This is a genomic window from Thermoanaerobacterium thermosulfurigenes (assembly GCF_051201035.1).
Taxonomy (GTDB): Bacteria; Bacillota; Thermoanaerobacteria; order Thermoanaerobacterales; family Thermoanaerobacteraceae; genus Thermoanaerobacterium; species Thermoanaerobacterium thermosulfurigenes.
This window is the reverse complement of record NZ_JBPODR010000009.1, coordinates 14,463-28,737: the sequence shown is the minus strand read 5'-3', so window position 1 is coordinate 28,737 and position 14,275 is coordinate 14,463. Positions and strand designations below refer to the sequence as shown.

The window sequence follows — 14,275 nt, the reverse complement described above, 5'->3', positions numbered from 1 at the left end:
TCCGTTATTCAGCATTATTCAATGTTATGGAGGATTTAATATGAATATGGAGAAAAATTTCTTGAGTAGACTAAAGACATACTTGATATTTGCTGGGCCTGTGACTATTGCTTTTTTTACAGTAGTAATATTGCCGTTTATATATGGAATATATCTTACTTTTACTGACTGGAACGGTATTTCGGCCACACATTCATTTGTTGGATTTCAAAACTATTTACAAGTGTTTAAAGACAAAGTATTTTGGACATCTTTTTTGCTTACTTTAAAGTACGTATTTTTTTCTGTAATACTAATTAACGCTATTGCTTTCTTTTTAGCGTATTTGTTGACAAGTGGTATAAAAGGACAAAACTTTTTTAGAGCGGGATTTTTTACTCCTAACTTAATTGGAGGTATATTGCTTGGCTTTATTTGGCAGTTTGTATTTTCAAATATCCTTGTCTACATTGGTCAACATTTTAATTTGCCTATATTTAGTGCATCTTGGCTTACTGATCCCAATAAAGCTTTTTGGGCGTTGGTTATTGTAACTGTATGGCAATACTCTGGATACATGATGGTAATATATATTTCGGGTTTTATGAATATTCCCAGAGATCTCTTGGAAGCCGCAAGTATCGATGGAGCAAATTCATATCACAGGCTTAAAAATATAATTCTTCCATTAATGGTTCCTTCCTTTACGATAAGCGTATTTTTGACTTTGCAGAGAGGGTTTATGGTTTATGATATAAATTTGTCTTTAACAAACGGTGGTCCGTATAAGAGTACAGAGTTGATTTCAATGCATGTTTATAATACTGCCTTTTTGAGTCAGCAGTATGGTATTGGCCAAGCAGAAGCGTTTTTCCTATTTGCTGTAGTTGCAATTGTCACATTATTGCAAGTGTATTTTAGCAAGAAGATGGAGGTGGAAAGCTGATGAAAAGAAAAGAATATATATTAAATGGCATAAAACTGATATTTTTAAGCATAGTATTTGTACTATATATTTTTCCATTTTTTATTGTATTAATTAATTCATTTAAAGAAAGAAAAGACATATTAATAAATCCTATGATGATGCCAAGCAAGTTAAATTTAAGCAACTATATTGATGCATATACAAAGATGGATTATCTGCATGCATTCGCAAACTCACTAATAATTACAGTGTTTAGCGTTGCGCTGATAACATTGTTGTCATCAATGACAGCTTATATATTCGTGAGGAGGAAGTGGAAGTTCAACCAATTTATGTTTTTCTTTATGGTTGCATCTATGATTATTCCGTTTCAAGGCATAATGATACCACTTGTAAAAATATATGGTTCGATAGGGATGATGGACAATAAATGGTCTTTAATCTATATGTATATTGGTTTTGGTGCATCATTAGCTGTTTTCATGTACCATGGCTTTATAAAAAGCATACCTGTAGAGTTAGAAGAAGCAGCGACGATCGATGGGTGTAGCCAACTTCAGACATTTTTTAAAATTGTCTTTCCACTTCTAAAACCGACGACAGTAACTATCGCTATATTGGATATTTTATGGATTTGGAATGATTTTTTACTACCGTATTTAGTTTTAATATCACCTGACCAGAGAACATTGCCATTGTCTGTTTTCTACTTTTACGGGACATACACAATTGAATATGGTCCTGCAATGGCAGCATTAATGATTGCGACTATTCCTGTAATAGTTGTATATCTGATAATGCAAAAACAGATTATAAAAGGTGTTTTACAGGGTTCAATTAAATAATAAAGGATGAATTGAATGAGCAAAATTAACAATGCGAATGAGTTTATAAGACGTAGTAAAGAAAAGTTAAACCAAATATACAGATTGAAATATCATTTAATGGGTGAATATGGGTGGATAAATGATCCAAACGGATTTGTTCATTTTAAAGATAATTACCATTTATTTTATCAACACTACCCATATGATGCTGCTTGGGGATCAATGCATTGGGGTCATGCTGTAAGCAAAGATTTGATTAAATGGACTTATTTACCTGTAGCTTTAGCACCTGATAAAGACTATGACAAAGATGGATGCTTTTCTGGAAGCGCTATCGAAAAAGATGGGAAATTATATCTTATTTACACAGGACATATATATACTAAGAAAGAAAAAAATGATGATTACAAACAAGTTCAGAATATGGCCATATCAGTAGATGGCATTACCTTTGAAAAGTATGAAAGAAATCCGATAATAGACGTAGCACAGATTCCAGATAAAGCCAGCAAGAAAGATTTTAGAGATCCAAGAGTCTTTAAAATAGATAATACCTATTATCTTTTAATTGGCTCTAATGATGAACATGGAATTGGGCAGGCTCTAATGTATAAGTCAACTGATTTAGTAAAATGGGAATTTGTGAACATTCTTTTAAAGGGCAATGAAAGTACAGGCATTAATTGGGAATGTCCTGACATAGTCAGATTTGATGATAGAGACATTTTATTTGTATCAGCACAGTACATGAGACCTAATGGTATTTATTTCAAAAATACTCATTCTTCTATCTATTTTATTGGCAAGTTAAATGTAGATGAAGGGAAATTCGCATATACAGATTACTACTTGGTTGATTATGGATTTGACTTTTATGCACCACAGACGACTGTGGATAAGCATGGTAGAGTTATAATGATAGCTTGGATGAACATGTGGGAGACAGATTTGGTCACGAATCGTCTGGGCCATAATTGGGCTGGTGCTATGACGCTTCCTAGAGAAGTTATAAAAATAGGTGAGGAGATATACTTTAAGCCAATATCAGAGATAGTTAAGTACAGGAAAAATGAATACAGTTTGCAAGACATAGAATTAAATGGTGAAGTTGATCTTGAAACGAATGGAATATGTTATGAGATTGATGCTGAATTTGAACCACAAGATGCATATGAATTTGGAGTTAAGGTATTTAAGGGAAAGTGCGAAGAGACTGTTTTGTCATATAATTGCCGTGAAAGATTATTTACATTTAATCGAGAAAGATCCGGCATTGGTCCTAAAGGAGAGAGAAAGGCAGAAGTTGATCTAATAGATGGTAGATTAAGGCTTAGTATTTTTGTGGATGTATCGTCTGTTGAAGTTTTTATAAACGGTGGGAAAAAAGTAATGACTGGGAGAGTTTACCCTGACAGTCAGTCTGTAAATATTTCATTGTTTTCTAATGGACTTTGCAAAGTTGTGAATTTTAAAAAATGGGATATAGAGTAAGTTATAAACTATTCGAGGTGGTTTATGTGTATGATGTAGTGGCGTTAGGAGAGTTGCTGATTGATTTTACGCCTGCTGGAAAATCAGAAAATGGGAATACACTGTTTGAAATGAATCCTGGTGGAGCACCTGCTAATGTTTTGACTGCAGTAACGAAATTAGGCGGCAAATGTTCTTTTATTGGGATGGTTGGCGATGATCAATTTGGGCATTTTTTAAAGCAGGTCCTTGATAAAAATATGATTGAAACAAGAGGTTTAAAAAATACTGTTCATGCAAATACAACATTGGCATTTGTTCATCTGGATGAATTAGGTGATAGGAGCTTTACATTTTACAGAAATCCAGGTGCTGATGTGATGCTTAGCAGTGAAGATATCGATAGAACACTAATAGACGAAAGTAAAATATTTCATTTTGGCTCATTATCATTAACAGATGAACCTTCAAAGACAGCAACTTTAAATGCTTTAATGTATGCAAAACAAACTGGAAAAATAATATCTTATGATCCGAATTGGAGACCGACGTTGTGGAAAGACGAAATATCAGCAAAAGAAGTGATATTTTCTCCACTTAAATATGTAGATATAGCAAAACTGTCATTGGAAGAATTGTATTTTTTGACTGATGAATCAGATATTCAAGTGGCCAGCAGCAAGCTGTACGACATGGGAATAAAGCTTGTATTGGTGACATTGGGAAAGGATGGTTGCTATTATATATATTCATCAGGTTCAGGACAAATACCTGCATTTTTTGTAGATGTAGTTGACACTACAGGAGCAGGTGATGGATTTTTGGGAGGAATTCTTTATAACATATCGAAAATCGGATGTCCAATAGAAAAAATTAGCCGTAGCGATATGGAAGAAATAATCAGGTTTTCTAATGCAGTTGGCGGGTTATGCACTACAAAAAAAGGAGCTATTCCAGCTATGCCTTCTATGGACGAAGTAAAAAAATTGCTATCTTAATTTATAAATCTAAATGATGGAGGATAATCATGTTTAATTTTAATGACAAGATTGTGTTTGACGATAAAAAGTATGATGTATTGACAGTTGGAGAAATGTTGGTAGATATGATTTCTACAGATTATGATGATGATTTTGAGTGTGATACTTATAAAAAATATTTTGGAGGCTCACCTGCAAATATTGCTATAAATTCTAAAATGTTAGGTATAAATTCAATTATTGTTTCATCGGTTGGCAATGACGGACTTGGAAAGTTTTTATTAAAAAAATTGCAAGAACACCATATTGAAATTAAATATGTAAGACAAGTCGACTATTCCACAAGCATGGTTCTGGTTACAAAAAGCAAAAGCAGTCCCACACCAATATTTTACAGAGATGCAGATTATCATATTGAATATTCAGATGAGCTAAAATACTTAATTGAGAACACAAAAATAGTTCATTTTTCTAGCTGGCCTATATCGAGAAATCCGTCAAGGAGTACAGTGGAGATTTTGATTGATGAATGTAAAAAACACGATGTTTTAGTATGTTATGATCCTAATTATCATTCCATGATCTGGGAAAGAGGTCACGATGGAATAGAATATATAAAATCTTTAATAGCAAAAGTTGATATTATAAAGCCATCTGAAGATGATGCAGAAAGGATTTTTGGCAAAGATGCACCAGAAGATCAGCTTAAAAAATTTTTGGACCTTGGTGCTAAATTAGTGATTCTTACATTGGGGAAGGATGGGGCAATAGTTTCAAACGGAAAAGAAACAATTAGATTTAATACGTTAGCAGATGAAGTTGTTGATACTACTGGTGCAGGTGATGCATTTTGGTCAGGGTTCTATAGTGGTTTGATAAAAGGATATACTTTAAAAGAATCATTGGAATTAGGATTTGCAGTCAGCGCATATAAACTAAGGTATGTAGGAGCAATAGTTGATTTGCCAGACATTGATACAATAAAGTCTATTTATGATTTAAAAAAAACTGAGGTGGTATTAAATGGCGCTTAATAATAAAGTACAGCTAATAACTTATCCAGATTCATTGGGCGGTGATCTAAAAACTTTAAATGATGTATTAGAAAAATATTTTTATGATGTATTTGGCGGTATTCACATTTTGCCGCCTTTTCCATCATCTGGTGATAGAGGGTTTGCACCAATAACATACAGCGAGATAGACCCTAAATTTGGATCATGGTACGACATTAAGAAAATGGCTGATAATTTTGATATTCTTTTAGACTTAATGGTTAATCATGTATCAAGAAGATCTATTTATTTTCAGGATTTCTTAAAAAAAGGAAGAATGTCAGAATACGCTGATATGTTTATTACATTGGATAAACTTTGGAAGGATGGCAAACCTGTCAAAACCGATATAGAAAAAATGTTTTTGCGAAGGACTTTGCCATATTCAACATTTAAAATAGAAGAAACAGGAGAAGAAGAAAGAGTTTGGACGACTTTTGGAAAGACAGATCCATCAGAACAAATTGATTTGGATGTCAACTCACATTTAGTAAGAGAATTTTTATTAGAAGTCTTTAAAACATTTAGCAATTTTGGTGTTAATATAGTCCGGCTTGATGCAGTAGGATATGTAATAAAAAAAATTGGAACTAGCTGTTTCTTTGTGGAACCGGATATATACGAATTTTTAAACTGGATAAAAGGACAAGCAGCATCTTATGGAATAGAACTGCTTTTGGAGGTACATTCGCAATTTGAAGTACAATACAAATTGGCAGAGCGTGGATTTTGGATTTATGATTTTATTTTGCCGTTTACTGTTCTTTATACTTTAATAAACAGATCAAATGAAATGTTGTATGATTATCTAAAAAACCGTCCTATGAATCAATTTACAATGTTGGATTGCCATGATGGAATTCCTGTAAAACCTGATTTGGATGGACTTATTGATACGAAGAAAGCTAAAGAAGTGGTCGATATATGTGTGCAAAGAGGTGCGAATCTAAGCCTTATATACGGAGATAAATATAAATCAGAAGATGGTTTTGATGTACATCAAATTGGGTGCACATATTATTCAGCATTAAATTGTGATGATGATGCATATTTAGCAGCCAGAGCTATTCAATTTTTTACACCAGGTATACCACAAGTCTATTACGTAGGACTTTTAGCTGGAGTAAATGACTTTGAAGCAGTAAAAAGGACAAAAGAAGGGCGAGAGATAAATAGACACAATTATGGTTTAAATGAAATAGAGGAATCAGTTCAGAAAGACGTCGTTCAGAGATTACTAAAGTTGATCAGATTTAGAAATAGATATGAAGCTTTTAATGGAGAATTTTTAGTAGAAGACTGTAAAGATGATGAAATTAGGCTTACTTGGGAAAAAGATGATAAACATTGTAGTTTATTCATAGATTTGGGGTCATACAGGACAATCGTTAATTATGTAGATGAAAATGGAAAAGATGTGGAATATATAGTGTAAATATTTTTGTTGTTAAAGCAAGTTTACAAGCGATATTGTAGACTTGCTTTTTGATTGCTATTGCATTTTAGATTGTACTTCTATGCCCTTTTATAGACAAGCTTTTTTAAAAGTAATATAATATAGTAGGTTTATATTAAACAAAAGATGGTTTTATAAGTAGAAGGTGGATGCGATGGCTACAATAAAAGATGTTGCAGAAAAAGCTGGTGTGACTGTCACGACAGTTTCGAGAGTTTTAAATAATAGAGGATATATAAGCGAAAAGACGAGAAAAAAAGTATATGAGGCAATGAAAGAGCTAAATTATCAGCCAAATGAATTAGCTCGTTCACTTTATAGAAGGAAATCTTACTTAATAGGGCTTTTGATTCCTAGCGTTTCACACCCTTTTTTTGCAGAACTTACAAACTATATTGAATATTATGCATATCAAAATGATTATAAGATATTGTTGTGCAATTCCCTGCAAGATGTAGAGAAAGAGAAAGGCTACATTGATATGCTTAAAAGACATCAAGTTGATGGTATAATAATCGGAAGTCATACTTTGAAAACTGAACAATACCTTAATGTAAATTTGCCTATAGTTGCTATTGATAGGTACTTCTCTGAAAAAATACCATATGTTGCGTCAGACAATTACAATGGAGGTGTATTGGCAACAAGGCTATTGATACAAAAGGGGTGCAGAAAAATTGCCCATATTAGTGGTCCGTTAGTTTTAAATACACCTGCGAATAATCGTTATAAAGCTTTTATGGATGTGGTAAAAGAGCATAACATTGAAAATGTCGTAGTGGAGACAAAGTTAAACGTATTTGATACCGACGAGTATAAAAAATTGATTATTAAGCTTTTTACAGACCATCCTGATATAGACGGTGTATTTGCCAGTAGTGACTTGATTGCAGCCACGATTATAAATGCAGCTAGAGAAATAGGCAAAGAAGTCCCTAAGGACTTAAAGATTGTGGGTTATGATGATATTAGCATTGCAAAGACGATTGTCCCACCGTTGACTACCATAAGACAGCCTATAGAAGAAATGGCGAAAAAAACTATTGAGATAATTTTGGATCAAATTGATGGCAAGGAAGTAAACATAGAAAATGTTCTGCCCATTACATTGGTTGAAAGAGAATCTGCTTAAAAATAGTTAATTAATTAGGAGGCATTAATCGTGTGGAAGCTTTATGCAATATTGTCTGCTTTATTTGCGGCACTGACATCTATCTTAGCAAAAATTGGTATAAAAGGTGTAGATTCAAACCTTGCAACAGCCATACGCACGAGCGTCATCATATTTTTATCATGGGGCATTGTTTTTGCTACAGGTGTACAGAGCGGCATGAAAGTATTGACGCGGCAAAACTGGCTTTTTTTGATTCTATCAGGTCTTGCTACAGGTCTTTCATGGCTTTTTTATTACAAAGCCATAGCTTTAGGAGATGTTTCAAAAGTTGCTCCTATTGATAAGTCCAGTATAGTCATAACACTTGTCTTGTCATACATAATTTTAGGTGAGCATTTTGATTTAAAGACCATAATAGCAGGAATTTTGATAACGGCAGGTACTTTTGTCATGATCATGTAGCGTATATGCCTTCACAATGCCATAATTTTACCCTTCTTAAAATTTGTCACGGAAAACAGATGACAGAAATGAAATTGTTTAAATTGAAAAGGTGTAAATGGTGTCATACAATAGAATTAGAAAAAATAATAAATTTAAGGAGGGTAAAAATCATGGACAGAAACATGGCTTTGACAAATAAAGGTGGAACTGCAAAAGCAAAACTTCAAAAGCTTGGCGGATTTTTAGCTGGAATGGTTCTTCCTAACATCGGCGCATTTATAGCATGGGGTCTTATAACAGCATTTTTCATTCCTACTGGTTGGACACCAAATGCCAACTTAGCTAAATTGGTAGGACCTATGATAACATACTTGCTGCCTATCCTTATCGGTTATACAGGCGGTAAACTTATATACGATGTAAGAGGTGGCGTCGTAGGTGCTATTGCTACAGCAGGTATTGTAATAGGTTCATCCATACCGATGTTTTTAGGTGCGATGATAATGGGACCACTTGGAGGGTATCTTATCAAAAAGTTTGATGAAGCAGTAGATGGAAAGATACCGACAGGCTTCGAAATGTTGGTAAACAATTTCTCGGCAGGTATATTAGGCGCAATATTAGCAATCTTAGCATTTCTTTTCATCGATCCGGTCGTTACAGGTATATCGACAGGTTTAGGTGCAGCAGCACAATGGGTAACTGCAAAGGGAATACTTCCTTTGATAGCAATATTCATTGAACCAGGTAAAGTATTATTCTTAAACAATGCAATAAACCACGGTATATTGTCACCACTTGGAATACAGCAGGCTAAAGAAGTTGGCAAGTCCATATTCTTCTTGTTAGAGACAGATCCTGGCCCAGGATTTGGTATACTCATGGCATACTGGATTTTTGGCAAAGGCACAGCAAAGCAATCAGCACCAGGCGCTGTGATCATCCACTTCTTTGGTGGTATACATGAAATATACTTTCCATATGTTTTAATGAATCCTATACTGATATTAGCTGTAATAGGTGGTGGAATGGCTGCAGATGCTACATTCGTTCTAACACACGCAGGCCTTGTTGCAACACCATCACCAGGAAGCATCATAGCTGAAATTGCCATGACACCAAAAGGCGGACTTTTACCAGTATTGACAGGTATAACAGTAGGTGCTGTTGTATCATTCTTAATAGCTTCTGTATTTGTAAGAAGAGCCAGCGAGGATACAATGAGCGAAGAAAACATGGCATTTGCTAAGTCAATGGTAAGCAATCTAAAAGCGCAAAGCAAAGGACAAGCTCCTGTATCAAATATTGCAAAAGCAGAACCTAAATTAATAGTATTTGCTTGTGATGCAGGCATGGGCTCATCTGCGATGGGTGAATCAATACTCAAAAAGAAACTTAAAGATGCTGGACTTGATATAACCGTCAAACATTCTGCAGTAAACCAGATACCAAAAGAGGCTGACATAGTATTTACGCAGGAAAGCTTGGCAGAAAGAGCATCACAGGTGGCACCATCAGCACAAATAGTGAAAGTGAATAATTTCCTTGATGGCAAAGTATATGACGAGTTTATTTCGACGATTAAGAAGAAATAATAAAAACGGTGAATGATGATATGAAGGATTTAAGCGATCGTCAAAAATTCATAATTAAATCTTTAATAGAGAAAGGTCCTTTAAGTATAGAGGACCTTTCCAAATTAATGAATATCAGCAAGAGGACTATTGATAGAGAAGTCCATGAAGCGAATAAGATTTTGAAAAACTACCGTTGTGTTATAACTGAAAATGAGTCAAAATATGAAATACACGGTGGAAATGGAAGCTTAGAAGAAATAAGCAAAGAAATCGGCCCTATATCGTATGGCAGCATATTAAGCCAAGAGCAGAGGCAGATATATATGACTTTAAGCATGCTTTTGTCAAAAGAGCCATTAAAATCAACTTACTTCAGCTATCTTTTCAATGTATCAGAAGGCACAATAAGCATGTACCTCGATAAGATAGAGATATGGCTTAAGGTGAGAAACTTAGAGCTTATAAGGAAAAGAGGCATAGGCATAAAAGTTGAGGGGACAGAGATAGACAAGAGAAAAGCGGTAATAGAGCTAATGTATAGTTATTTGCCATTGGATGAAATGCTTATGTACGTGTACGGCGACAAACAGGATAAGTTCATTACGGAGTTTTTTAATAATATATTTAGCAGTGAAATTATAAATACCGCTAAAAAATTGGTGAAGCTTATTAATGAGACAGTCGTAAAGATAAATGACGACAACAATTATTTCGCTTTATTTTTGCATGTGGCAACAGCTATATATAGGTACATGCAAGATGAAAGCATAAAGTTAAATAAAGATATTGTGGATGACATACTGTCGTCAGAACAGTTTAGCTTTATCTATAAAGTAGATGAAATAATGAAAGAACACGGCATAAATCTAACAGATGATGAGCTGGCATACCTGGCAATACACTTAAATGGCAAAAAGTCTATTTACAAGAAAGAAGGTTTCATTGAGCTTGGAATCACATTAGATGACCTTTCGAAAGAGCTTATCGAAGAAGTCGCAAAGATATTGAAGACGGAGATAAAGTGCGATGATAAACTTATATACGGCTTGTCGCAGCACATAGAGACACTTATTTACAGGCTTAGTATGGGCCTTCAGTCCAGAAATACTTTAATAGATCAAATAAAAGAGTATTATGGGGAATTGTTTGAAGCGGTAAATAAAGCTTGCAGGCTTATATTTTCGAAGTACAACATAACAGTGCCTGCAGAGGAAATAGGTTATATAACGATGCACGTAGGTGCTGCTATTGAAAGGCAAAAGGCAGAGAAAAGTTTGAGGGCTTTAGTAATATGTCCTAACGGCATAGGAACGGCAAAGATATTGTCAGAGAAATTAAAAAGCACTTTTCCTGAGATAGATTCTATAGAAATTGGTTCAATACGCAATAAAGACGATGGTAAAGATTATGATATCATTATCTCTACAGTAAAGCTGTATGAAGATGAAGATTCTTTAGACAATGTAATAACGGTATCACCTTTTTTAACTTCTGACGATATACGAAAAATAAGAAATTTAATCGACAAGATAGGCTTTAATGAAGATGACAATTACCTTTTGCCACTTAAGTTAAATGACATAAGCAGATCAGAAAGCGAAAGCAGCATAACTAAGTATTTTGGTGAAACTTTAAAAAATTTGAATATAAGCAAGATAAGCGCAAATGGTTTAAATGAGCTTATAGATGTAATTGTAGATGAAATATCAAATATAGATGTCATGTCAGATAAAGATGAAATAAAAGAGCTTATAAAAAAGCGGGAGATGATGGGCAATACGGTCATACCAGGCACAAGGATCGCTCTTTTACACACAAGAAGCGACAAGATGATCATACCGTACATCGGAATATACAGACTAAGTAGTCCTATCAAAATGAGAAGCATAGGGTTTACGTATGAAGAAGTTGATACGATTCTTGTCATGCTGGCAAGGAAGAAAGAGGATAACACCGTACTGGAAATGCTGGGTGAGATAAGCATTGCACTTGTAGAAAACGACGATTTCAAAGATGCCTTAAAATATGGTAATATTGATGATGTAAAAAATATTATTATTAACGTATTAAAAAAGTATTAGGAGGATTATTACAATGAATAGTGAAATCTTAAATGAAAATAACATCGTATTGAATGAAGCTTCAGAGTCTAAATTTGATTCTATCAAAAGAGCTGGAAGACTATTAGTTGATAGAGGATATGTTGAAAAAGAATATATTGAAGGCATGATAGAGAGAGAAAATGACGTCACCACATACATTGGCAATGGCATAGCAATTCCACACGGTGTATCCGAATATGTGAAATATATAAAGAAATCGGGAATAGTTGTGATACAGTATCCAGATGGAGTGGATTTTGGCGATGGCAATATTGCATACGTGGTTATAGGCATTGCCGGAAAAGACGATGAGCACTTAGAGATACTGTCAAGCATCGCCTTAACATGCCAGTATGAAGAAAATGTAAAAAGATTGAGAGATGCAAAATCGCCACAGGAAATAATCCAAATACTTAAAGAAGGTGGAGAATAATGAAGAAAGCTGTACACTTTGGAGCAGGCAATATAGGCAGAGGATTTATAGGCAGTTTACTATATAAATCAGGCTATGACATATACTTTGTGGATGTATTTAAAGAATTGGTGGACAACATCAACAAATTTAAAAGCTACAATATCTTCATATTAGGGAATGACATCAAGAAAGAAGTTGTAGATGGCGTCAAAGCGATTCACATAGACGATGAAAAAAATCTTTTAAAAGCCATTGAAGATGCAGACGTAATAACAACATCTGTAGGTGTCAACAATCTTTACGGCATTGGTGAAAAATTGGCGTATTATCTAGAAAGAAGATTTGAGAAAAATGATTTGCCACTAGACATAATGGCCTGTGAAAATGCCTTGTTTGCGACAAATATTTTAAGAGATAGCATTTACAAAAATTCCAGTGAAACTTTAAAAGCATATTTATATGAAAAAATCGGTTTTCCAAATACTGCTGTAGATAGAATAGTGCCAAATGTAGACATAGAGAAAGAAACTCCTATAGACGTGGCAGTCGAGGAATTTTTTGAGTGGGACATTGAGAAAGATGCTGTAAAAGGCGACTTTGATATAAAAGGCTGTGAGCTTGTTGATGACTTAGAACCTTATATAGAAAGGAAACTTTTTCTTCTAAACGGTTCACATGCCACGACAGCATATCTCGGCTACTTAAAAGGGTATAAGTACATTCACGAAGCAATATTAGACGATACAATAGATAAAATAGTGAGAAACCTTCAGTTAGAGGCTTCTTTCGGGCTTAACAATAAGCACAAGATAGGGATGGATAAGCTAAAAGAATACTCAGACAAAGTCATAGAGAGATTTAAGAATCCTCATTTGAAAGACGAAGTGGTAAGAGTAGGCAGAGATCCAGTGAGGAAACTTTCAAACGGTGATAGACTTGTATCGCCTGTCAAGTTAAGCTTTGAGACAGGTTTGATGCCTGAAAACATACTTTACGGCATAGCTGCAGGATTTGCATTTGACTACAAAGACGATCCAAAAGCTATGGAAATACAAGAAAGCATAAGCACTTTAGGACTTGAGGAAACAGTGAAGAAAGTGACAGGGCTTGATGAAACAATCCTTATAGATAAGATAGTAAAAAAGTACAAAGAACTTAAATCTGGAAAGATAAAATAAACTTTTTAGCCATGGTCTTAAACCTTAATTATATGGTTTTAGACCATGGCTTTTATTGTAACATCAACTAAAAACATCTTTCAAATCTATAGAAAGATCATCGAAAATAGAAACTCTAATCTTATCTTCTTCAGTATAAATTTCAGGCCTGCCATATCTATTATTTTCCTGCAATACAAATACATTAACTATTTTAAGATCGGGTTCTATTATCCAGTATTCTTTTACTCCATATTTCTCATACAAATTAAACTTTTCTACCCTATCCCTTCTCACAGTTGAAGGAGATGTTATCTCAACAATCAAATCAGGAGCACCTTTGCATCCTTCATTATCAAGCTTCGATTTATCACATACTACTACGATATCAGGTTCTACAACAGTTTTAATATCTTTTTCGTTTTTTTCAGTAAATTTTACTCCAAAAGGTGCATAATAAACATCGCACTTCTTGTCTTTTAAATAATTGGCAAATTGTATATATATTGCACCTGAAATTTCTTGATGTATTCGTGATGGAGGAGCCATCAAATAAATCTGTCCATCTATTAACTCAATTCTTTGATCATCTGTCCAATTTAAGTAATCATCATAAGTGTATACTTCTTTTTTATTAGGTAATCCCATAATTGACACCTCTTTATTATATCTTTATCAAGATAGAAACTATTTATGGATTAATCAAAATTTTCCCTCATTAACTTGATTTTATCATGCGTATATTATATATGCAATATATGATATAATATA

The 14,275-nt window shown here is 34.0% G+C and carries 13 protein-coding genes; 12 read left to right on the top strand and 1 reads right to left on the bottom strand.

Translation table 11 applies throughout. The annotated features are described in order from the left end of the window. Positions 1–40: 40 nt before the first annotated feature. The 12 genes from HNR52_RS05045 to HNR52_RS04990 all read left to right on the top strand — a co-directional run bounded on the left by HNR52_RS05045 (position 41) and on the right by HNR52_RS04990 (position 13,525). The gene (locus HNR52_RS05045) at positions 41–925 is read left to right on the top strand and encodes a carbohydrate ABC transporter permease (RefSeq protein ID WP_013787717.1); all 885 of its coding nucleotides are present in this window, start codon (positions 41–43) and stop codon (positions 923–925) included. Continuing rightward, positions 925–1,752: a carbohydrate ABC transporter permease gene (locus HNR52_RS05040; protein WP_435619873.1), complete on the top strand. Its 828-nt coding sequence runs from the start codon at positions 925–927 to the stop codon at positions 1,750–1,752. Before HNR52_RS05045 ends, HNR52_RS05040 begins: the two co-directional genes overlap by 1 nt. Before the next feature lie 15 nt (positions 1,753–1,767). After that, positions 1,768–3,225 carry a glycoside hydrolase family 32 protein gene (locus HNR52_RS05035; protein WP_435619872.1) on the top strand — a complete coding sequence of 486 codons (1,458 nt, stop codon included), beginning with the start codon at positions 1,768–1,770 and terminating at the stop codon, positions 3,223–3,225. A gap of 26 nt (positions 3,226–3,251) precedes the next feature. After that, positions 3,252–4,202: a carbohydrate kinase family protein gene (locus HNR52_RS05030; RefSeq protein WP_435619871.1), complete on the top strand. Its 951-nt coding sequence runs from the start codon at positions 3,252–3,254 to the stop codon at positions 4,200–4,202. A gap of 29 nt (positions 4,203–4,231) precedes the next feature. Next, positions 4,232–5,218 carry a carbohydrate kinase family protein gene (locus tag HNR52_RS05025; protein ID WP_013787721.1) on the top strand — a complete coding sequence of 329 codons (987 nt, stop codon included), beginning with the start codon at positions 4,232–4,234 and terminating at the stop codon, positions 5,216–5,218. Beyond that, entirely contained in the window at positions 5,208–6,674 is a 1,467-nt protein-coding gene (gene gtfA, locus HNR52_RS05020; RefSeq protein WP_435619870.1) for a sucrose phosphorylase, read from the top strand. Before HNR52_RS05025 ends, gtfA begins: the two co-directional genes overlap by 11 nt. A gap of 175 nt (positions 6,675–6,849) precedes the next feature. Beyond that, complete coding sequence (locus HNR52_RS05015) at positions 6,850–7,827, top strand: LacI family DNA-binding transcriptional regulator (RefSeq protein ID WP_435619869.1); 978 nt, start codon at positions 6,850–6,852, stop codon at positions 7,825–7,827. A 30-nt stretch (positions 7,828–7,857) separates the two neighbouring features. After that, entirely contained in the window at positions 7,858–8,271 is a 414-nt protein-coding gene (locus tag HNR52_RS05010; protein WP_209453348.1) for an EamA family transporter, read from the top strand. 152 nt (positions 8,272–8,423) lie between these two features. Beyond that, positions 8,424–9,848: a PTS mannitol transporter subunit IIBC gene (locus HNR52_RS05005; protein ID WP_435619868.1), complete on the top strand. Its 1,425-nt coding sequence runs from the start codon at positions 8,424–8,426 to the stop codon at positions 9,846–9,848. 8 nt (positions 9,849–9,856) lie between these two features. Beyond that, a complete protein-coding gene (locus HNR52_RS05000) occupies positions 9,857–11,911 on the top strand; it encodes a BglG family transcription antiterminator (RefSeq protein WP_435619867.1) in 2,055 nt (684 codons plus the stop codon). Between the two features lie 13 nt (positions 11,912–11,924). Continuing rightward, positions 11,925–12,365, top strand: a complete 441-nt coding sequence (locus tag HNR52_RS04995) for a PTS mannitol transporter subunit IIA (RefSeq protein ID WP_013787727.1) — start codon at positions 11,925–11,927, stop codon at positions 12,363–12,365. After that, a complete protein-coding gene (locus HNR52_RS04990; RefSeq protein ID WP_435619866.1) occupies positions 12,365–13,525 on the top strand; it encodes a mannitol-1-phosphate 5-dehydrogenase in 1,161 nt (386 codons plus the stop codon). The genes HNR52_RS04995 and HNR52_RS04990 overlap by 1 nt, the downstream gene beginning before the upstream one ends. Positions 13,526–13,588: 63 nt before the next feature. Here HNR52_RS04990 and HNR52_RS04985 read toward each other — a convergent pair whose 3' ends face one another. Next, on the bottom strand, positions 13,589–14,152 hold the full coding sequence (locus tag HNR52_RS04985; protein ID WP_013787729.1) for a Uma2 family endonuclease: 564 nt from the start codon (positions 14,150–14,152) through the stop codon (positions 13,589–13,591). Between the last annotated feature and the right edge of the window lie 123 nt (positions 14,153–14,275).

What these genes read in the sequence shown, in the direction of transcription:
- HNR52_RS05045 (WP_013787717.1), top strand. Translation starts at nt 41, where the DNA reads ATGAATATGGAGAAAAATTTCTTGAGTAGACTAAAGACATACTTGATA.
- HNR52_RS05040 (WP_435619873.1), top strand. Translation starts at nt 925, where the DNA reads ATGAAAAGAAAAGAATATATATTAAATGGCATAAAACTGATATTTTTA.
- HNR52_RS05035 (WP_435619872.1), top strand. Translation starts at nt 1,768, where the DNA reads ATGAGCAAAATTAACAATGCGAATGAGTTTATAAGACGTAGTAAAGAA.
- HNR52_RS05025 (WP_013787721.1), top strand. Translation starts at nt 4,232, where the DNA reads ATGTTTAATTTTAATGACAAGATTGTGTTTGACGATAAAAAGTATGAT.
- gtfA (WP_435619870.1), top strand. Translation starts at nt 5,208, where the DNA reads ATGGCGCTTAATAATAAAGTACAGCTAATAACTTATCCAGATTCATTG.
- HNR52_RS05015 (WP_435619869.1), top strand. Translation starts at nt 6,850, where the DNA reads ATGGCTACAATAAAAGATGTTGCAGAAAAAGCTGGTGTGACTGTCACG.
- HNR52_RS05005 (WP_435619868.1), top strand. Translation starts at nt 8,424, where the DNA reads ATGGACAGAAACATGGCTTTGACAAATAAAGGTGGAACTGCAAAAGCA.
- HNR52_RS04995 (WP_013787727.1), top strand. Translation starts at nt 11,925, where the DNA reads ATGAATAGTGAAATCTTAAATGAAAATAACATCGTATTGAATGAAGCT.
- HNR52_RS04990 (WP_435619866.1), top strand. Translation starts at nt 12,365, where the DNA reads ATGAAGAAAGCTGTACACTTTGGAGCAGGCAATATAGGCAGAGGATTT.
- HNR52_RS04985 (WP_013787729.1), bottom strand. Translation starts at nt 14,152, where the DNA reads ATGGGATTACCTAATAAAAAAGAAGTATACACTTATGATGATTACTTA.